Origin of the sequence: Nostoc sp. (assembly GCF_036917135.1) — a bacterium.
Lineage (GTDB): Bacteria > Cyanobacteriota > Cyanobacteriia > Cyanobacteriales > Nostocaceae > Nostoc.
Genome location: NZ_JBALEA010000085.1, coordinates 39,902 through 58,895, shown reverse-complemented (window position 1 = coordinate 58,895; position 18,994 = coordinate 39,902). Strand labels below are relative to the sequence as shown.

19 protein-coding genes and 1 tRNA gene are annotated in these 18,994 nt (G+C 42.4%); 13 read left to right on the top strand and 7 right to left on the bottom strand.

All coding sequences use genetic code 11. From position 1 onward, the window contains the following. The first annotated feature begins 700 nt into the window (after positions 1-700). Positions 701-835, top strand: coding sequence for a hypothetical protein (locus V7K50_RS26500; protein WP_334965343.1), 135 nt, complete (start codon positions 701-703; stop codon positions 833-835). Between the two features lie 56 nt (positions 836-891). Here the strand turns inward: V7K50_RS26500 and V7K50_RS26495 are convergent. Further along, positions 892-965 (bottom strand) — tRNA-Arg (locus tag V7K50_RS26495). Positions 966-999: 34 nt separating this feature from the next. On the opposite strand from V7K50_RS26495, the gene moaC reads away from it, so the two are divergent. Continuing rightward, positions 1,000-1,494: a cyclic pyranopterin monophosphate synthase MoaC gene (gene moaC / locus V7K50_RS26490; protein ID WP_334965341.1), complete on the top strand. Its 495-nt coding sequence runs from the start codon at positions 1,000-1,002 to the stop codon at positions 1,492-1,494. 125 nt (positions 1,495-1,619) lie between these two features. Then, positions 1,620-2,252, top strand: a complete 633-nt coding sequence (locus tag V7K50_RS26485) for a hypothetical protein (RefSeq protein ID WP_334965339.1) — start codon at positions 1,620-1,622, stop codon at positions 2,250-2,252. 17 nt (positions 2,253-2,269) lie between these two features. On the opposite strand, the gene V7K50_RS26480 is transcribed toward V7K50_RS26485, so the two are convergent. From V7K50_RS26480 to V7K50_RS26470, 3 genes are all read right to left on the bottom strand, one after another. Next, positions 2,270-3,493, bottom strand: coding sequence for a M20 family metallopeptidase (locus tag V7K50_RS26480; RefSeq protein WP_334965337.1), 1,224 nt, complete (start codon positions 3,491-3,493; stop codon positions 2,270-2,272). A gap of 100 nt (positions 3,494-3,593) precedes the next feature. Then, positions 3,594-4,286 carry a DUF4337 domain-containing protein gene (locus V7K50_RS26475; protein ID WP_334965335.1) on the bottom strand — a complete coding sequence of 231 codons (693 nt, stop codon included), beginning with the start codon at positions 4,284-4,286 and terminating at the stop codon, positions 3,594-3,596. A 169-nt stretch (positions 4,287-4,455) separates the two neighbouring features. Further along, positions 4,456-5,361 carry an undecaprenyl-diphosphate phosphatase gene (locus tag V7K50_RS26470; RefSeq protein ID WP_334965333.1) on the bottom strand — a complete coding sequence of 302 codons (906 nt, stop codon included), beginning with the start codon at positions 5,359-5,361 and terminating at the stop codon, positions 4,456-4,458. A 544-nt stretch (positions 5,362-5,905) separates the two neighbouring features. On the opposite strand from V7K50_RS26470, the gene V7K50_RS26465 reads away from it, so the two are divergent. From V7K50_RS26465 to V7K50_RS26455, 3 genes are read left to right on the top strand one after another with little or no spacing between them, the layout of a single operon-like run. After that, entirely contained in the window at positions 5,906-6,070 is a 165-nt protein-coding gene (locus V7K50_RS26465; RefSeq protein WP_334965331.1) for a type II toxin-antitoxin system HicB family antitoxin, read from the top strand. Between the two features lie 50 nt (positions 6,071-6,120). Then, positions 6,121-8,979: a protein kinase domain-containing protein gene (locus V7K50_RS26460; RefSeq protein WP_334965329.1), complete on the top strand. Its 2,859-nt coding sequence runs from the start codon at positions 6,121-6,123 to the stop codon at positions 8,977-8,979. Between the two features lie 27 nt (positions 8,980-9,006). Further along, complete coding sequence (locus V7K50_RS26455; protein ID WP_334965327.1) at positions 9,007-9,162, top strand: hypothetical protein; 156 nt, start codon at positions 9,007-9,009, stop codon at positions 9,160-9,162. Between the two features lie 314 nt (positions 9,163-9,476). On the opposite strand, the gene V7K50_RS26450 is transcribed toward V7K50_RS26455, so the two are convergent. Beyond that, a complete protein-coding gene (locus V7K50_RS26450; RefSeq protein ID WP_334965325.1) occupies positions 9,477-10,451 on the bottom strand; it encodes an alpha/beta hydrolase in 975 nt (324 codons plus the stop codon). 151 nt (positions 10,452-10,602) lie between these two features. Here V7K50_RS26450 and V7K50_RS26445 point away from each other — a divergent pair, with 151 nt between their 5' ends. After that, entirely contained in the window at positions 10,603-11,562 is a 960-nt protein-coding gene (locus V7K50_RS26445) for a lysylphosphatidylglycerol synthase domain-containing protein (RefSeq protein ID WP_334965323.1), read from the top strand. A gap of 122 nt (positions 11,563-11,684) precedes the next feature. Here the strand turns inward: V7K50_RS26445 and V7K50_RS26440 are convergent, their stop codons facing one another. Continuing rightward, the gene (locus tag V7K50_RS26440; RefSeq protein WP_334965321.1) at positions 11,685-12,362 is read right to left on the bottom strand and encodes a Uma2 family endonuclease; all 678 of its coding nucleotides are present in this window, start codon (positions 12,360-12,362) and stop codon (positions 11,685-11,687) included. Between the two features lie 215 nt (positions 12,363-12,577). On the opposite strand from V7K50_RS26440, the gene V7K50_RS26435 reads away from it, so the two are divergent. Beyond that, positions 12,578-14,152, top strand: a complete 1,575-nt coding sequence (locus tag V7K50_RS26435) for a CPBP family intramembrane glutamic endopeptidase (protein ID WP_334965319.1) — start codon at positions 12,578-12,580, stop codon at positions 14,150-14,152. On the opposite strand, the gene V7K50_RS26430 is transcribed toward V7K50_RS26435, so the two are convergent. After that, positions 14,138-14,395, bottom strand: a complete 258-nt coding sequence (locus V7K50_RS26430) for a hypothetical protein (RefSeq protein ID WP_334965317.1) — start codon at positions 14,393-14,395, stop codon at positions 14,138-14,140. The two genes, V7K50_RS26435 and V7K50_RS26430, sit on opposite strands and share 15 nt — an antisense overlap. Positions 14,396-14,684: 289 nt before the next feature. Here V7K50_RS26430 and V7K50_RS26425 point away from each other — a divergent pair, with 289 nt between their 5' ends. The 5 genes from V7K50_RS26425 to V7K50_RS26405 all read left to right on the top strand — a co-directional run bounded on the left by V7K50_RS26425 (position 14,685) and on the right by V7K50_RS26405 (position 18,925). Further along, complete coding sequence (locus V7K50_RS26425) at positions 14,685-14,960, top strand: TM2 domain-containing protein (protein WP_334965315.1); 276 nt, start codon at positions 14,685-14,687, stop codon at positions 14,958-14,960. Between the two features lie 107 nt (positions 14,961-15,067). Further along, entirely contained in the window at positions 15,068-15,334 is a 267-nt protein-coding gene (locus V7K50_RS26420) for a TM2 domain-containing protein (protein ID WP_334965313.1), read from the top strand. Between the two features lie 26 nt (positions 15,335-15,360). Then, positions 15,361-15,837, top strand: coding sequence for a DUF2752 domain-containing protein (locus tag V7K50_RS26415; RefSeq protein ID WP_334965311.1), 477 nt, complete (start codon positions 15,361-15,363; stop codon positions 15,835-15,837). A 68-nt stretch (positions 15,838-15,905) separates the two neighbouring features. Beyond that, complete coding sequence (locus V7K50_RS26410; RefSeq protein ID WP_334965309.1) at positions 15,906-16,100, top strand: hypothetical protein; 195 nt, start codon at positions 15,906-15,908, stop codon at positions 16,098-16,100. A gap of 347 nt (positions 16,101-16,447) precedes the next feature. Further along, on the top strand, positions 16,448-18,925 hold the full coding sequence (locus tag V7K50_RS26405; protein WP_334965307.1) for a heavy metal translocating P-type ATPase: 2,478 nt from the start codon (positions 16,448-16,450) through the stop codon (positions 18,923-18,925). Positions 18,926-18,994: the final 69 nt, after the last annotated feature.

Sequence of the window (18,994 nt, the reverse complement as noted above, 5' to 3'; positions counted from 1 at the left end):
AGTCCTCACTACAAACCTTGAATTATTCACGCCGCTCTACTTAAGTACAAACTAGCAGCTTCATTAAGCACTGTTAGCCCGATTATGCCGCTCTACAATGGAAGCATATCAGTGATAAATACATTACCTTTGAGCAAGCAATTACCATCAGTACTAAAGGTCTAGCTCTCAAAGATGGATTAAAAACCCAAAGCCAAAGACGTTTTCCGATTAATAATCAGCAACGTGAAATTTTAGACTCTATCAAACCTGAGAACTTTAACCCAGATGATTTTATCTTTAGAAGCAAGAAAGGCGGCATAGTTGACTTTGGAGATTTTCTCAATCATGCCTGGAAAGGTTACAAAAATCACCGTGGTACACATATAGATGGAATCGTAACTAAACTTGTAAAACAGGGTGTAGTCAGCGAATATCGCAAACCTTACCAATGCAGACACACTTTTATTACCCTTTGCCTAAAAGCTGATATTGATGCGAAGGATGTAGGAAGGTGGGTTGGTAACTCTCCAGAAATTATTTACAAGCATTACGCAGGTAATAAACGTAACCTACAGGTGCCAGAACTATAAATTTGTTGAATTAAATCGCCTACAAAAAAAAATCCAGTGATAACAAAATGTAAGTAGCCTTATGTATAAGATTCCCCAAATAGGCGTAAAGCTAACTGGCAAATAAAGAATTTGCTACCACAGGATAAGTGCAAAGGGGTTCAGCGATCGCTGAAGGTGGTAGTGGTGGTGCTACACTGATCTCCATGATGATCGCTATTATGGCAGACCGCTCACAGCCCCAAGAACGGGGTGAAAGTTTTTGCTATATGCATGCTCATTGAAAAACTTAAAAGTTAGGAGTGAAGAATTTAAACTCTTCACTCCTAACTTCCAAAAACGGGCGAGGAGGGATTCGAACCCCCGACACCGTGGTCCGTAGCCACGTGCTCTAGTCCACTGAGCTACACGCCCTCACCGACAATCTATATTAACACCTTCTAACCAAATGACGCAAGATAATTTTTCATCTAATTTTGAAAACTTAACCCATCTAGATCATCAAGGACAGGCACAGATGGTAGATGTGTCTGATAAAGCACCCACCATTCGCCAAGCAGTAGCAGCTGCTAATGTGCGGATGCTGCCAGCAACCTTCGCTGCCATTCAAGCCGGAAATGCGCCAAAAGGGGATGTGTTGGCAACTGCAAGATTAGCTGGGATTATGGCAGCCAAGCAAACAGCTACTTTAATTCCTCTGTGTCATCCGTTGCCTTTGCAAAAAATCGCAGTTGAGATTATACCCGACACGCAACTACCTGGTTATCAAATTCAAGCCACAGTCAAAACCAAAGCTGAAACTGGTGTAGAGATGGAAGCCTTAACTGCCGTTTCTGTGGCTGCCCTGACTTTATACGATATGGCAAAAGCCTTAGAAAAGTCGATTCAAATTGAATCAATTCGTTTAATAAGTAAGAGTGGCGGGAAATCAGGAGATTATTAACAATTCAAAATTCCAGGCATTTTCAGACTCTTATTTAGGCCACTCCTCACTCCCCAAGGGAATTGAAGAGTTTAATTTAACATTTGTAATAATTAGGGAAATAAACTCTCAATTGCGATTAACCTATGACTCCAGATGAGATTGAAACAGCTATGCTTGCAGCCTTTAATCGTTGTGATACCGCAAGCTGTCCTCTCACTGACACGCAAAAGCAGATATTACTGCAAGTTCTAGAGCAAATTCAGGGAAATTCCACCTCTGGGATGTCAAATATTGCTAATCCCCTAGACGAACTTACCCCAGAGGAGTTAGAAGCATTTTTACAATTTGTTAAGGATGAAGAACAACGCAACCGAACTTGGAAAGTGCAATTACTCAACGACTGGTTGCTGGAAAATGACTCTGGAACGGTACAATTTATTCGCCAACGCTATGGTTTACAGTGGCTCAATCGTGTTGAGTCATGTCATTTTGATAAGTATTCTTATTTTGAGGATGCACTGAAGTTAAGAGTAGGCGATCGCATCGAAGTTTCCAATGCACTATGGGAATGGGTGCAAGAGGATGGCCCTTGTAAACGGGAATGGTTTCCCTGTATGGTGATTCAGGTGGATGAAATTAGCGATGTCTACGACGGGCGTAGATGCAGCGATGATTCCTCTACTAATTGCGTTGTCCGCTTTTTCAACGGCGCTGAGTATGAAATTCAAGGCATCTACGAATGGAATCGCTATAACTGGCGCTGGCCTCAGAAGTAAATGTGATTACTTACCCTTTAGGTTGACATAAAGTAATTTTCTACGCATCTAACAAATATTTCCACACCCATTGCCAAGGCGGTTTCATCAAAATCAAACCGGGGATGATGATGTGGATAAGCCAAATCTTTCTCTGGATTTGCAGAACCTAAAAAGAAATAGCAACCAGGAACCTCTTGCAAGAAAAATGACATATCTTCAGCAGCCATCGTTTGGCATTCTGGTACAATACCCAACGGGGTTTCTACCACTTCTTCTGCTACAGTTCGCACCAATTCTGCCATTCTGATATCATTAATTACTGGTGGATAAAGTGACCAGTATTCTAAGTCATAACTCGCACCATAACTCTGACAAATTCCAGCAATAATCTGCTCGACACGCTCCTTGAAGAAGCCTTTTAAACTAGGATTAAAATACCTGACAGTCGCAGTCATTCTCGCTGTATCAGCAATCACATTCCGCTTGGTTCCTGCATGAAGTTCGCCCACCGTCACCACTGCTGAATCAATGGGATTAACATTCCGAGCGACAATGGTTTGCAGAGCATTCACAATTTGGGCAGCAACTACCACAGAGTCAACAGTTTGATGGGGTAGTGCGCCGTGTCCACCTTTGCCCAAAACTGTGCAGTTAAAGCATTCCACAGCTGCCATCAGCGCCCCAGCCCGGACACCCACTGTTCCTAAAGGCAAATTATTCCACAAGTGCAAACCAATAATCGCGTCAACATCAGGATTTTTCAGGACACCAGCTTCAATCATCGGCTTTGCGCCTCCTGGTGATTCTTCGGCTGGCTGAAAGATAATTTTTACGGTACCGGAGAAGTCTTGGCGATGCTGCTGGAGATAATAAGCTGTACCTAAAGCGATCGCTGTATGTCCATCATGTCCACAAGCATGCATCACTCCATCATGCTGGGATTTGTAGGGCACTTCGTTGAGTTCTTGGATTGGCAAAGCATCCATATCTGCCCGAATCGCTAAAATTTTGTCACTGGGGAGTTTGTTACCTTTGATGGTGGCAACTATGCCAGTGTGGGCAATACCAATTTGATGCTCAATTCCCCATTCTTGCAGCTTTTGTGAGACAAACTCAGCCGTCAGTTTTTCTTGAAAACCCAACTCTGGTTGTTGATGCAATCGCCGCCGCCACTCTACTAATTGTGGTTGCAATGAGCGGATCGCTAGTCGGATGCGAGATAGATCAACAGAAGAGGAATTGGGAAAGATAGAAACCATTATAAAGACAAATTAGTTTAAGTACAGCTAACGCAAGTTTATCGTCAGGAATGGGAAAGAATCAGCATCAGAATCTTTTTAGCGACTGACAACAAATAAATTATCCAATCTTGTGGGGTGGGGAAGTGCGAGTGGAAAGCACTATTTTTTCTTCGGCTGGCTTTTCTAAGAAATTTTCCGATAGTAATTTGGTCAAAGCATCAGGGTGTAGTTGCCAGTTTAATAATCCTGATAACCCCATGATCAAGCCAAATATAGTTGGAACTAAGGCGGCGTAGAACAACCATTTTTTCTGAGATAGAGATGTAATGGCAAATAGCGAGACAGAGAGCGATAAGGAGGCATCAGCTAAATCAAACTGGTCGTCATGGTAATTAAGCTGATCATAGGTTGTTTGATCTTTTTCGGCAGCTGCCTTCTGTTCCTGCTTTTTCTGGTCTTCTTTATCAGCAATGAGTTGATAAGCGGCAATCTGTTTTTCATAGTCAGCCTTCACAGCAGCAGGTTGAGAAAGAGATTGCAATTTCAGTTGCACCACATTTGCTTTGGCTATTTCTTCACGAATATTACGAGCCTGGTATAACGCCCAATCGTCAATTTTATTTGCTTGAGCTTGCTGCATTGCCTGAACCAGATTATCATCTTTGACTTTACAGATGCCCATAAAGGTTGCTATCAATGCAACCGCAATTGCCACACCACTATTTAAACGACTTTTGCGTTTTTCGCGGTTAGCTGGCGTTTCGGGTTCCTCGTTGTCATCCTCAAGCAGGTCAATTGGGTTTATGTCCATATCGATTTGGAGACTGGGGACTGGGGGCTGGGGACTGGGGGCTGGGGACTGGGGGCTGGGGACTGGGGGCTGGGGACTGGGGGCTGGGGACTGGGGGCTGGGGACTGGGGACTGGGCAAGAATGGGGTCTGAATCCACATACTTATCTTAAGAGTCCGCAATCCCTAGTTCAATTCTGCAACCAACCAGCCATCACCGCAACTATCAAAAATACACCCATCGCCAAGCGGTAGAAAATAAAAATCAAGGTACTGTGTTCTTCCAGGTAGCGTAGGAGTCCCCAAATTGCTAGAAAAGCGGAAATGCTGGCGGAGATTAAGCCCACCAATAAAGTTAACCAACCAGCTGCACTCAGTCCTGCTTTGCTGAGAGTGTGGAGTTCTACGGCACCTGCCAAAATGACGGCTGGTAAGCCTAACAAAAAAGAAAATCGGGCTGATGTCTCCCGTTTCATGCCCAAAAATAATCCAGCAGTGAGGGTGGAACCAGAGCGAGAAACGCCAGGTATCAGGGCAAAAGCTTGAGCAACCCCTACCCAGATGCCATCCCAGAGGGTGAGGTTGTCGAAAGTGCGATCGCGTCCTCCACGTTTTTCGGCGATCGCCAGCAATCCTGACATAATAATTGAAGCTGCACCAATCACTACTAACCCTCGGATTGGTGAGTTGCAGGCGTTAAGAATTGGTTTGAGTAGCACACCAGCTACAGCAATGGGCAAGGTTCCTACCAATAAACCTAACATCAGTTGCAAAGAACTAGATTGATAGTCTTGCCCGCTAATTGCTCTAACTGTCTCTCCGGTTAATTTTTTTAAGTCTTGCCAAAAATAGACTAAAACAGCCGTCAAGCTAGCTAACTGCATTGCTGCTGAAAAAGCAGATCCCGGATCTTTGAGTCCCAGTAGAGTTGGCACTATCCGCAAATGAGCAGTACTGCTAATCGGCAGTAGTTCTGTAATTCCCTGAACGATGCCTAAAATAATCACGTCAATCCAGCTAAGGTTAGCAAAGTCTAGATTCACTTCACTACCGTTGCCACAGACTGCACTCGCCACCGCAAAAGAAAGCATCATCATCTCAGGCGTAAGTAATTTACTTTTTAATCAAATACCGACAAATTAACTTATGCCAGTGACATTTCTGTGACTAAGACATGGCACTTGGATGACATTGAACGCAATAACCCCTATCTAACTTAGATCCCCGACTTTTTTGAAAAGTCGGGGATCTGAAAATTGCTTAAAGTTTAAGCTTGGGAAAAGAAGTCGTTGCAAATTAGGAACAGTAGCCGTATCAAAAGAGGCATAGCTATTAGCCTCAACTGCGTAATAACCTCGCATAAACCCAATGCATCCGACCGCCGAAAGGTGATCTGCGGCGGATGATTGGAAACGTTAAAGCAAATTTAGGTTTGACATACCCCAGATGAATTATTCTCGCTTTTGCTAATCACGCTCCCCGATCATATTGTCGAGCAAAAGCGATGTCTAGGACGGGCTATTCGGCGTCGCCCCATTTAGTCTAAAAATGCGATCGCCATAAATTGATTACGATTGAATATACTGCTTATTGTAGGCTCCATCAGAATCGCCTAAAATCTCCCTTGCCAAAGCCCTAGCGATGAAACAAATCAAAATTATTGTAGAAAAACATTCTGACGGTTATGTTGCCTATCCTCTGGGTATAAAAGGGGCGATCGTTGGTCAAGGTGACACCTATGAAGAAGCCTTAGCCGATATCAAGTCAGCTATTCGCTGCTATGTTGAAATATTTGGCAAACGCTGATATTTATGATGTGCAAAAATAAAATATCAGTAAAACTACGGTTTTGACCAATGGCGTGGAATCCAGGGCAGGAGTTATTTGGCGATCGCTACATAATCGAGAGAAAATTGGGCGAAGGTGGAATTGGCATCACCTATCTTGCCAGAAACCAAAGCGATGAGTTGCGCGTAATCAAAACTCTGCTAGACAAGTTTTTTAATGACCCTAAATGGATACCCCACTGTAACAAGTTACAGCAAGACTTCCGGGATGAGGCTTTACGACTGGCTTTGTGTCACCATCCTCATATTGTGCAAATAGAAAATGTCTTTGATGAAGGTAATTTTCCCTGCATGGCGATGGAGTATATTGAGGGACAAGATTTAGGTAAGCGAATCACTGAAAACGGTGCATTATCAGAAGCCGAAGCACTTATATATATTCAGCAAATTGGCGACGCTTTAACTTTAGTTCATAAAAAAGGCTTGCTGCATCGGGATTTGAAGCCGAGTAATATCATGATGCGTGTGGGTAAACCCGAAGCTGTGCTAATTGATTTTGGCATTGCGAGGCAATTTATCCCTGGTGCTATTCAACAGCATACAGAGAATCGTACTGATGGTTACGCCCCACCAGAGCAGTATGTACCGGATGCTGAACGAGGGGAATTTATTGATGTTTACGCTTTAGCCGCGACGTTGTATTCTTTGCTGACTGGACAGTTGCCAATGCCAGTACCAGCTAGATTACAAAATCTTACACTGCGATCGCCCAAAGATTTTAATTCCAGTGTTAGCGATCGGGTGAATAAGGCAATTATGCAGGGGATGACGCTAAATTATAAGTTGCGTCCCCAGTCAGTGCAAGAATGGTTGGATTCATTAAGAGTTAATACAGGGGTAACTTCAGCTACAAAACCCGTTAAAAAAGCAAAATTGACTCCTCAACCATCCATTCAAAATTTAAAATCCTTAAATTCATCTGTAGTAACTTCTCAAAACTGGTATCGGTTAAATACCATTCCTGGTATTGGTAATATATTTGCTCTTGATCCTGATGGAAGAATTTTAGCGATCGTTACACACAGTATTGGTGAAGAAAATTCCATTAATTTAGTAGAAACAAGTGATATTGAATTGGGTATATGCAGGCATCTGCATACTCTCACTGGTCATTCCAAGGAGATTGGCTCACTTGCCTTTGGCTCTTATGGACACGTTACTACACTATTGGCTAGTGGTAGTGCAGATGGAAAAATAAAACTTTGGGATGTCGCCACTGGCAAAGAAGTTTACACACTACATCATTCCGAGTGGGGAGTCTGGTCTGTCGCCTTTAGCCCAGATATGAAAATATTAGCTAGTGGTCATGGTAGAGAGGGGACAGTACAACTTTGGGATGTCCCAACTGGCAGAAAAATTCATAGTTTTCCTGATTCTGGTGGCTTTCATGTTCATTCTCTTGCTTTTAGTCCAATTTCTTACGAATATTCTAATAAAAAGACAGTACAAATGTTGGCTATTGGAAACCTTCACTATTTAGCACTTTCACTAATAGCAGATGGTGAAGAAGTTTATTTTAATCCAAAGAATGTGCAAATATTACCTAGTAGTAATACCTACTGGAAACCTCAAAAGGAATCGCAGAGCCAAGCAATATATATACCTTGTGGCACGGTTAATTCTATCGCCTTTAGTCCAGATGGACAATTATTAGCTACTGCTGGTAATGGAGTTATCAGACTCTGGCGGATTACAGATTCATCGAGCAATAGAACACTTTTTAGACAATCAATATTTACTAGAATACAAAACTTAATTGGCACATTTTTAAATCACTTTGTTGGTAAATTATTAAGCCACAAGTCTTTGCGCTCCTTTTTTCGAGGGGGAATTATAGTTGAAGAAATACGTCAGCTTACTGGTCATTCTGGCAATATTTGGTCAGTTGCTTTTAGTCAAGATGGACGAAAATTAGCAAGTTGTGGTAAAGATAAAACTGTCAAACTATGGGATGTTGCCACTGGTAGAGAAATTCGTACCTTCACTGATGATTCTGACAGATATGATGGGTTTATTAGCGTCGGTTTTTGCTTTAATACTGGGAACCTTTTAGCTAGTGGTTGGTCAAAACTGAAACTGTGGCAAGTTGAAACTGGCAGACAAATCCATACCTTTGCTGGGAATAGTAGTATGTCTGTGCGTGATAGCGGTGACCCTATTGCATTGAGTCCAGATGGGCAAATATTAGCAAGTGGTAGTTTCAGATGGATTCAATTGTGGGAGGTTAGAACTGGTAGAGCAATTAAAATCCTCCGTGATCATGATTATCCAGTTACGTCTATTGCATTTAGTCCAGATGGACTACTTTTAGCTGGTGGCGGTCAAGATAATATTATCAGACTGTGGCATATCGGAACTCTTAAAGAAATTAGAATTATCTATGGTCATTCCCACACAGTTAATTCTGTCTCTTTTAGCCCAGATGGAAAACTCTTAGTTAGCATTAGTTCTGATGGAACTATCAGGCTGTGGCAGGTAGCAACTAGTAGAGAAATCTCTACTTTCAATTATCCTTCTGACTGGGTGAATTCCGTTATGTTTAGTTCTGATAACCAATTATTAGCCATTGGTAGTAAAGGTACAACTATCAAAGTATGGCAAGTTGAAACAGGTGCAGAAATCAATACTTTTACTGCTCCTTCACAGTTTAATTCTTTTGCTTTTAGTTCAGATAGACAATTCTTAGCCATTGCTAGTGAAGATAAAACTGTTAAATTGTTGCACATAGCTACAAAAACAGAAATCTATAAGTTTACTGCTTCTTCACGAGTTCATTCAATTTCCTTCAGCGCCAATGGACAGTCGCTAGCCATTGGCGAATATGGCGGTAATATCCAGATATGGCGATCGCAGTTAATTGTAGAATAACAGCGTCAAAATATCATCTTGAAAGAAATGGTAGACCGTCCAAGAGGAGATAATACAGGAGTAAAGCCCATCAGATTTTCCCAACACGCTTTGGGTTATGTGACAAAACGCGGTTTCACAATAGCTGAAGTAGAAGAAAGCATCCGCAGTAGTTCCTGGGAAGAAGCTGAAGAAAATCGTTGACAATGCCACAAGATGTGCAAGCTCGGATTGAACCAATCGTCTTTCAAGAACTAGAATCAGAAAATCCCTTTGATTTAGGCTATTTGCAAAAAATGAAAGGCTACGACGATAAATAAAAAATTCACGTAGGTGATTACAGAATAGGTATTAATGTTGACAAAGAAACAAAAACATTAATTTGTCAAAGAGTCGCACATCGTAAAGATATTTATAGAATTTTTCCTTAATACAGTCTTTAACTTAGGTCAAAGTCTCCCCACCCCGCTTGCGGGGAGGGGTTGGGGGTGGAGTATTAGGGGACTTTTGCAAGAATTCTAATGAATTTGAGTAATTTTAGCTTGTGTACCATCTAAATTTTTAGTCTTATGTGCTACTTCAGCAAATCGAAATTGTTCACCCACAAATGTTAAAGAATTAGCTAAATTTTCCCGCCAGTATTGCCAAGTGTGACTCCCAGGAAACTGACGAAATGAATTAGAAATTTTTAGGTTGTTTAGTACTTTAGTAAATTGTTTGGCTTCGTCGATTTCTTCAATATCTGATGTACCTGAATCCAGGTAGATTTTTAACCTTTTTTTAGCTTGTAGGGGAATGGTTTTGATATAAGTTATTGGGCTATTTTTCGGGCCGCTTTTGTCATGAAAATAACCACTATGACTAAATAAAATTGAGAAATGATCCACGTTGTGTAATCCCACATTCATTGCTCCCCAACCACCAGAAGATAAACCACCTATCGCCCAAAAATCTGGATTAGTTAGTGTCCGATAACGAGTTCGCACAATTTTTACTAACTCACTCCCTACGGCTGTGGAGACTTTGCCGTTAGGGCCATCGATATATTGCGGGTCCCAATAGGGACTAGAACCACGTTTGTCGTTGCCATCTGGTGTGATGATGATGCTGGGCGGCAACTTACCTGTAGTATAAAGTTGTTCCACTGTCTTGAGAGCTTGTCCCTTATTGGGAATAAACCAATCACTGGGGTTGCCATGTCCACCGTGGAGGAGAAAGATTACAGGATAGTTTCGTTTTGGGTTTTGTTCATAGCCAGGAGGTAATGAAACGCCGTAGGTACGACTTGCGCCCATTACTTGACTATCGTAAGTCTCAATTTTATAGCTGAGGGGAGTAGCCAACTCGCTAGGATTCTGGGATGTTAACAGAGAACCCGTTGTTTCTAAATGCTGCTGTTGCTGTGATTTTGCTGCTAAACTTTGACAGGAATTACAGCCCAATAGAGTTAATACTGAAATTAGCAAGAGAATTTTAGATTGTTTGTAGTTCATCTTTGAAGGGCATTGGGCATTGAGCATGGGGCGGTTAGTGGTGGTAATAATAAAGTTTACCCAAGTAATTTGTCAATGCTGTGTCAACAAGATGGAAACTTTGCGACTGGTTGTAAGTTAAAACTCAAGAGTTAGGATAAGTTTCTTCACGATGCTTAAAAAGCTGCGACTCAATTTCAGTTCTTTGTTTGGCTTGTTGCTGTTGGTGCTTTCTTTGTGGGCGATCGCTAGCCAATTGCATCAGTATAATTATCGTGATATCCTCAACTCTCTAGCCGCTATCCCCAAAAGTCGCTTAAGCTGGGCAATTTGGCTGACAGCTTTGGCCTATCTAGTGATGATTGGCTACGATATCTTAGGTTTTAGCTACATTAATCGTTCCCTAAGTTGGAACAAGATTGCTCTAACCAACTTTATTAGCTCTGCATTTAGTAATACCATCGGTTTTGCTTTGCTGACTGGCAGTGCTATCCGTTATCGATTTTACTCAAATTGGGGAGTGTCAGCAGTTGCGATCGCTCAAGTAATTGCTTTCGCCAACTTCACCTTTTGGTTGGGGATGTTTGCGGTTGCTGGGTTAATATTTGTGATTAATCCCTTGACAATTCCCACACAAGTACATTTGCCTTTTGCAACAGTACGTCCCATTGGTGTAATTTTTTTGCTGTTGATTGCTATTTACTTGTTGGGAAGTATTTTAATTAAACAACCATTAACCATTCGTGACCAAGTATTTCGCTTTCCTTCTTTGCCAATATCCTTAGCTCAAATTGCAATTTCTAGCCTAGACTGGATTCTGGCTGCGGCGGTTCTTTATCCGCTACTTCCTAGTAATACACCTTTGTCTTATCTGGATTTTTTAGGAATTTATTTATTAGGGATGTTTGCAGGTGTGGTTAGTAATATTCCTGGTGGTTTAGGTGTCTTTGAAACTGTGATGTTGCTGTTTCTCTCTGATGATAAAATTTCGGCGGCGGCAGTTTTGGGGTCACTGTTAGCTTATCGGGGAATATACTACTTTTTACCTTTGCTACTTGCAGCGTGTTTGCTGGGAATATATGAAATTAGATTTAGAGCCGCTAGGTTAAAAAATATCAATAAACGGTATTAATTGCTCCAAGTCTACGCGGTAAATATTGTCAGGAGTTTGCAGGTAAAAAAATTTATATTCCTGAGAATCCAATGTATGCACCCAGTAAAAAGGCATTGATAAAGCGATCGCACCCCACAAAATCAACTTAAAGAATCTGGATCTATCCCCAACCTTCGCAATTCTTCTGCAAACCTGTCGGCGCGTTGTTCGGCAGCGATCGCGCTTTCTTCTGGTGTTAGATATCTGACTCCTTGTTTGTCATACCAATACAACCAATCCCGCGTAATTCCCTGATAGATTCCCCGTTCATGACCAATTGCTAAACCTATCTCTGTTAACCAAACAGGATTTCCTCGCTGCAATACATATTCCCCATTTACTAATCGATAAACTTCTAAAGGCGCTTTTCTACGGCGTTGGGGATTGTAAACAACATAATACAAAATATCCATCTCAGCATACATTTTCTTTTTGGTGCTGTATTCCCCACGCCGTTTATGAGAAACTACCTCAAGCGCCATAATTGGCATCACCTTTTCTTCCCACAACACATAACTTAAACGCAAGTTCTCATCAAAAACTCGCTCGACTCCTAAACTTAAAAATCCATCAGGTACAATCGGCGGTAATTCGGGATCGTAATATATCCCCATATCAACCCCAAAAAACCAATCCATCCGGCTTGTCCATAACCAAGCGAGGATTGCTTTGAGCAAGCTGGGAATTAAATCTTGTAGTTCGTTGTCCACGGGTGTATAGTCCGAATCGGGCAGATCCTCGGCGGAGGGTAAGCAGTGCAATGGGTTGTAATTTAACATGGTGGGTGCTTAGGCTAGCAAAAACCGCAGGTATCGCAAACTTATAATATTGATGATATCTATCCACCTCTCACAAGCCCCGAAATTTATTTATGAGATTATTAATTTTGAATTTTGAATTTTGAATTTTGAATTCGGAGCGAAGCGACGTGACTTTTTCTTGCGATAATTCCCAAGGGGGACGCGCTCCTCACTGGTTAGTAAAAGAGGGATAGATGACACTCAAGCGGTTGATTTTAATTTTTATACTGACGCCCATAGCAGTTCTGTTGGCAGTTTCGCAATTATTCGCTAGTTGGCAAGAACCTCAGTTCCAAAGTCGCCTAGAACTGTACCAAACAAATATTGCTCTCCAAGCCCAAGCTTGGAAATCAGAAGATAGCAATGATGACAATCTCCAGGCGATTCGGGAAGCGATACTTGGTGATCAACCTCTGGAAAGCTCCACAAAGCAGTATGAGGAGGCGCGTCAATCAGTTCAAGCTAATTTGGACAAAGTTAATGGCAAACTTGCACAATTACGCTCTCAACCGGAAACAATTCCCATACCTCCGAAACCTTTACCTGACGTTCCTCCCACTACTAAAACTTCTAAACAGGGACAGAAACAGTTACAGCAATCTCTCAAGCAATTACAAAAATTACTGGCTGAATTAGATTTGCGCCTGGGAATTTTACAAGCACAGCAAGGACAGACAGATACAGCTCTCAAAACTTGGAGCGAATTACAACAACGCTCAAATATCAATCCAGAATTTGGGGAAACCGCCTCTGTATTGAGTGGACTATGGAGCAATCCTCCCCGTCTGCTCCAAAATGCTCAAGAACGAATTCAAAAGAATTTAGAAGGTTGGTTTCGCTCTACTGCTTTGGTTAAGCTATACGAACTTCAGCAACGACAAGACGCTTTATCAGCAGTAAAAGCTGCACAACAAGAATCTTCGGCTCAAGCGGTGGTGAAATTGGCGGTTATTGGCACTATTCCCACCTTGGCAGCTTTAATTGGTCTAATACTGCTGATTTTATTATTTGCTCAACGCTTGTTGAAAGGAAAAGCCTCGTTACTAGCTCAAAATGCTGATGTTCCTTGGTCAACTCCTTGGGATGGTGAAACGGTTTTGCAGGTTTTTATCATCGGCTTTTTCTTTATGGGGCAAATTTTTGTGCCCTTGGTGATATCGCTGCTACCCATTCCGCGTCCTATTGTTGATGTGCGACTTCAGGCATTTTCTGTCTTGGTTAGTTACCTATTGGTAGCACTAGGGGCGCTGTTAGTGCTGTATTTCTCTCTCAAGCGCTTTTTTCCACTACCCGAATTCTGGTTTCGCTTCCGGTTTCAAGATAACTGGTTTTGGTGGGGACTAGGAGGCTATTGCACGGCTTTACCTATAGTTGTGGTGGTATCTTTGATTAATCAACAGCTATGGCAAGGACAGGGTGGTAGTAACCCCTTGTTGCAACTAGCCTTAGAAAGCCAAGATGGTGTCGCACTTGGCATCTTTTTCTTTACAGCAGCGATCGCCGCTCCATTTTTTGAAGAACTTCTCTTTCGCGGCTTTTTGTTACCCTCTCTAACTCGCTACTTACCCGTGTGGGGAGCGATTCTGATCAGTAGTTTGTTGTTTGCGATCGCTCACCTCAGCTTGTCGGAAATTCTGCCACTGACTGCATTGGGCATTGTCTTGGGAGTAGTTTACACGCGATCGCGCAACCTCCTCGCTCCGATGTTAGTCCACAGCCTGTGGAATAGTGGTACACTACTAAGCCTATTTATATTAGGTAGTAATTAATACTAATAGACCACTGTTGCTTAAAACTAAAATATCTGTTTCTATCACCATAAGTAAGAACAATTTACTAGCATTTATTGTCATCTGGGTGATTTTAGCTAGCAACTGATCTTGTGATTGGTGCGTAGGGGTAGCCCGTCGTACTCCTACAGAGAAGGCATCGCAAAAAAATCCGGAAATAATACTGATGGACTTGTAAAAAGTGGTGTGTAATAGCAGTTTTTGCTGATTATTGAGGTTCATTCTTCTCAAGATAAATGCCTTACCTAAAAATCTGCAAAACTGCCGCACCAGGGTTTGAAATCATCAAATCCACCGAAACTCATTGAGGAGCGCCAGATTTTTAGGCTATGTCGCAAGATATCTTCGCGTCTCCTTTGGAATAGAAGCACGCTGATTTTGGTTATTCGTCTTAGGGCTTACTCATAATGAAGAAATTAAAACTCTAGTTATTAAGCAAATACATTTACTTGCTTTCATTACAAGAAAGACTTTATTTTTATACTCACTTATCAAGGAGCAGCACTCAATTATGGCAAATCTCAACCCCACCCACCCAACCAAACAACTTTTAGCTGGTTACTGTGGCATTATCCTTGGAGCATTTGGGGTTCATAAGTTTATTCTAGGATACGCCCCAGAAGGCTTTATCATGTTAGTGATTTCTGGGGTTGGGGGTTCTTTCAGCTACAGCATTGCCTTTTTAATTATGCAACTTGTAGGTTTAATTGAAGGCATGATTTACTTGAATAAGTCCCCTGAAGAATTTGTAAATACCTACTTTGTGAATAAGCAGGGCTGGTTTTAGGGCTGGGAATGTCAAAATTTATTACTGTGGGAGATATGCAACCCCTAAGTAAGAATAATTACATTAAAATTGAGGATGTCATTTATAGTTGAGGAGTATCCCTCATAGTGTCTAATATCAACCCCAGTGATGCTAGCAGCAAAAAAGTTGCAGCCGGCATCTGCGCTATCTTGTTAGGGGCTTTAGGTATTCACAAGTTTATTCTTGGTTACAGTACTGAAGGTCTAATCATGCTGCTTGTTACCGTACTCACGTGTGGTTTTGGTGGGGCAATAATGGGGATTGTCGGTTTGGTTGAGGGTATCACCTACTTAACTAAGACTGATGAAGAATTCCTCAATACTTACATTGTTGAGAAGAAAGGCTGGTTTTGATTGGCGTTTTAATTTAATGTGCATTGGTGTTTGAATTATCTCCTTATCCTTTGTTATCCCACGGGAAATTAGTTCGCTGGGGTTTGCTAGGATTTTCCTGTACACCCCTACTTGGTACTTATTTTTATCACCAAGGTTATAGAGTGAGATTCTTAGTTTGCCCAATCCGGTATTTAACTGGAATTCCATGTCCAACTTGTGGGATGACTCGCTCTTTTATGGCTATTGCCCAAGGAGATTTGGTTAAAGCAGTGGCAGAGAATTTATTCGGGCCACTTTTATTTGCTAGTTTTGTGATTGTGGCAGTTCATATTACTCTGGAACTTCTCACAAAACGTCGAATTACAGCATTTTATTGTCATCCAATTAAACAAAGAAAATTACAGATTATCGGACTATTTTCAGTTTTTATTTACTATATTTTCCGACTGTATAACCTATCACAAACTGGAGAAATGTATTTTTCTTTTATTAACTCCCCCTTGGGTAAACTTCTTTTTTGAGTAACTATTAATTGAAGTTATTGTGTACAGCATTTCTAGGTATAAGTAGATACTTCTGCTAAAAAATTATGAATCCGACTGCGATGCCAACTATCAAACGTAAACAACTGATCTGGATCATGTTCTTGTTGTTGGGCTTTGGCTATTTCAGCGCCATGTCTAATTTGGAAATTCACAATTTTTGGAAAAGCCTAATTGTGTTGATGCCAATGCAGGTTGGAGCAATTATTTATGTAACTTACCTACGCTGGAGCCGTCATTGACCCTTAGAGGTTGTTTCAAAAGTAGTTAGCATGTGATTTTAGGCACTTGGAGATCCCCCCTATCCCCCCTTAAAAAGGGGGGAACCGGAATCAAAGTTCCCCTTTTTAAGGGGAGCCACTGCGGTCTTGGGGTCTCCCCAAGTAGAGCACGTGGCGTGGATTTAGGGGGATCTCCTAGGGTTAAACTTATACAAAAAAACTTTTCAAACAACCTCTTAGCGAGATCCGATAAATTAAGAAATTTAATAGGGTTGACATACAGTCGTAGTTCCATATTTAGCCTACGCTCAAATTAGAGACGCTTTTAGTCAGGCGTTGAATTTCTGTAGCGAATCTAAACACAAGCCATGCAACTCGTCCCGAAAACTAAGCTAGCCCCAGAACTTGACCCAATCCTAGAGAAGATTATTCTTGATGTTGGGGGCATGAAGTGTGCTGGGTGTGTGAACGCAGTAGAGCGACAGCTAACCCAACATCCAGGAGTCAAGAGTGCCTGTGTGAACCTGGCCACAGAGGTAGCAGTTGTGGAGTCAGAAGTTGGTGCAATCGATGCAGATGCACTCGCACAGCGATTAACAGGCGTTGGATTCCCAACTCAACCCCGAAAAGCTAGTGGCACCTTAGCTGGTGAGATATCTACTTTACCAGACCCAGCAGAACGACAACGCCAAGAAATGCGTTCTTCTGTAAGACAGTTAGCGATCGCTGCAATATTGCTGTTATTGTCGGGAAGTGGACATTTTGGTAATCTTGGTAGCTCAGTGCTGCCAGTGTTAAATAACATCTGGTTTCACTGTGGATTGGCGACAGTGGCGCTATTAATTCCCGGTCGCCCGATTTTAATTGATGGCTGGCTGGGCTGGCGGCGAAATGCGCCGAACATGAATACCCTAGTGGGATTAGGAACACTGACAGCCTATATTGCTAGTTTAATAGCACTGCTTTTTCCCAAAATGGGTTGGGAGTGCTTTTTTGACGAACCAGTAATGATGCTGGGCTTTATTCTCTTAGGAAGAACATTAGAACAACAAGCTAGAGGTCGCGCCGCCGCCGCATTTAGGAAATTGCTGGCACTCCAGCCACTCTTAGCGCGATTGATTGCCAATCCAGAGAAAGGCGGAGTGGGGTCTTCTAGTGTAGAAATTCCGGCTGAACAGGTGCGTGTTGGAGAATGGTTACAAGTGCTGCCAGGTGATAAAATCCCTGTCGATGGTGAATTGGTGGTTGGTCAAACAACGGTCGATGAGTCAATGTTGACTGGGGAAGCCGTGCCAGTAATCAAGCAACCGGGAGATATGGTGACAGGGGGGACATTGAACCAGTCAGGAGCGATCGCTATTCAAGCAACCCGTACTGGAAGTGATACAACTTTAGCTCAAATTGTTGCCCTAGTAGAAGCCGCCCAAACTCGGAAAGCCCCAGTACAGAAATTAGCAGATACAGTCGCGGGTTACTTTACCTACGGGGTGCTGACGGCATCTGTATTAACATTTATCTTTTGGTACTTTTTCGGTACTCACATTTGGACTAATATCACCATGTCTGGTGGCATGGAAATGATGAGCCACGCTCCCCACTCCCCACTCCCAACTCCCCACTCTCCCCTATTAATCAGTTTAAAACTAGCGATCGCAGTTATGGTAGTCGCCTGTCCCTGTGCTTTAGGACTTGCCACACCAACAGCCATTCTTGTCGGAACTGCGATGGGCGCAGAACGGGGTCTGTTAATCAAAGGCGGCGACGTTTTAGAAAAAGTACACCAACTAGACACCGTAGTTTTTGATAAAACAGGTACTCTGACCACAGGTAATCCCATCGTCACAGATTGTTTACTAATTGAGGGATTGGGGACTGGGGAAGAGGCAGAAAAGCAGGAGCAAAATAACAATCCCCAATCCCTAATCCAACTAGCAGCAGCCGTAGAAAGCGGTACTCACCACCCCCTAGCAAAAGCGATTCAGCAAGAAGCACAACGCCAACAGTTATCGATTCCAGAGGCTGTGGACTTTCACACGGAACCAGGATTAGGGGTGTCTGCTGTGGTAGAAGGCACAGTTGTACTATTGGGTAACTGGGAGTGGTTGAGTTGGCATGGCATTGCCATTAATGAAACTGCACAACACATAATGCAGCATTTGGCAACAGATGGTAAAACAGTCGTTTGTGTAGCAGTTGGGGGAACATTAGCCGGACTAATTGGTGTTTCTGATACCCTCAGACCAGATGCCCAATCCACAGTAGACAAATTGCGTCAGATGGGCTTACGGGTAATGTTGCTCAGTGGCGATCGCCCCGAAGCAGCTAGCGCCATAGCCAAACAACTAGGATTAGACAGCGCTGATGTCATCGCAGGTGTCCCCCCAGCCAAAAAAGCAGCTGCAATACAAGCCCTCCAGGGACAAGAGATACAGAGAGAGGGAATTCCAAATCCAAAATCTAAAATCCAAAATTCAAAATCTGTTGTCGCAATGGTCGGAGATGGAATCAACGATGCTCCAGCTTTGTCCCAAGCAGATGTCGGAATTGCTTTACACTCCGGGACAGATGTGGCGATGGAAACTGCTGAAATTATTTTAATGCGCGATCGCTTAAACGATGTTGTCGAATCTATTCAGCTTAGTCGCGCCACCTTCAACAAAATCCGCCAAAATTTATTCTGGGCTTTCGCATATAACACAGTTGGCATTCCTTTAGCAGCAGGTGTTTTATTCCCTAGTTTCGGTTTTGTCCTTAACCCATCTGGTGCTGCTGCATTAATGGCTTTTAGCTCTGTTAGCGTCGTCACAAACTCAATATTATTACGGCGATTAGCTCATCACCCGTAAAATGCTCTTTTCTACCTAAGATTTCCCAGCACAAATCTTGGTTCTTCTCATCTCAAGTTAAACTGAGTC

What these genes read in the sequence shown, in the direction of transcription:
- moaC (WP_334965341.1), top strand. Translation starts at nt 1,000, where the DNA reads ATGACGCAAGATAATTTTTCATCTAATTTTGAAAACTTAACCCATCTA.
- V7K50_RS26465 (WP_334965331.1), top strand. Translation starts at nt 5,906, where the DNA reads ATGAAACAAATCAAAATTATTGTAGAAAAACATTCTGACGGTTATGTT.
- V7K50_RS26435 (WP_334965319.1), top strand. Translation starts at nt 12,578, where the DNA reads ATGACACTCAAGCGGTTGATTTTAATTTTTATACTGACGCCCATAGCA.
- V7K50_RS26475 (WP_334965335.1), bottom strand. Translation starts at nt 4,286, where the DNA reads ATGGACATAAACCCAATTGACCTGCTTGAGGATGACAACGAGGAACCC.
- V7K50_RS26440 (WP_334965321.1), bottom strand. Translation starts at nt 12,362, where the DNA reads ATGTTAAATTACAACCCATTGCACTGCTTACCCTCCGCCGAGGATCTG.
- V7K50_RS26410 (WP_334965309.1), top strand. Translation starts at nt 15,906, where the DNA reads ATGAATCCGACTGCGATGCCAACTATCAAACGTAAACAACTGATCTGG.
- V7K50_RS26425 (WP_334965315.1), top strand. Translation starts at nt 14,685, where the DNA reads ATGGCAAATCTCAACCCCACCCACCCAACCAAACAACTTTTAGCTGGT.
- V7K50_RS26430 (WP_334965317.1), bottom strand. Translation starts at nt 14,395, where the DNA reads ATGAACCTCAATAATCAGCAAAAACTGCTATTACACACCACTTTTTAC.
- V7K50_RS26455 (WP_334965327.1), top strand. Translation starts at nt 9,007, where the DNA reads ATGGTAGACCGTCCAAGAGGAGATAATACAGGAGTAAAGCCCATCAGA.
- V7K50_RS26450 (WP_334965325.1), bottom strand. Translation starts at nt 10,451, where the DNA reads ATGAACTACAAACAATCTAAAATTCTCTTGCTAATTTCAGTATTAACT.
- V7K50_RS26480 (WP_334965337.1), bottom strand. Translation starts at nt 3,493, where the DNA reads ATGGTTTCTATCTTTCCCAATTCCTCTTCTGTTGATCTATCTCGCATC.
- V7K50_RS26405 (WP_334965307.1), top strand. Translation starts at nt 16,448, where the DNA reads ATGCAACTCGTCCCGAAAACTAAGCTAGCCCCAGAACTTGACCCAATC.
- V7K50_RS26470 (WP_334965333.1), bottom strand. Translation starts at nt 5,361, where the DNA reads ATGATGATGCTTTCTTTTGCGGTGGCGAGTGCAGTCTGTGGCAACGGT.
- V7K50_RS26445 (WP_334965323.1), top strand. Translation starts at nt 10,603, where the DNA reads ATGCTTAAAAAGCTGCGACTCAATTTCAGTTCTTTGTTTGGCTTGTTG.
- V7K50_RS26460 (WP_334965329.1), top strand. Translation starts at nt 6,121, where the DNA reads ATGGCGTGGAATCCAGGGCAGGAGTTATTTGGCGATCGCTACATAATC.
- V7K50_RS26485 (WP_334965339.1), top strand. Translation starts at nt 1,620, where the DNA reads ATGACTCCAGATGAGATTGAAACAGCTATGCTTGCAGCCTTTAATCGT.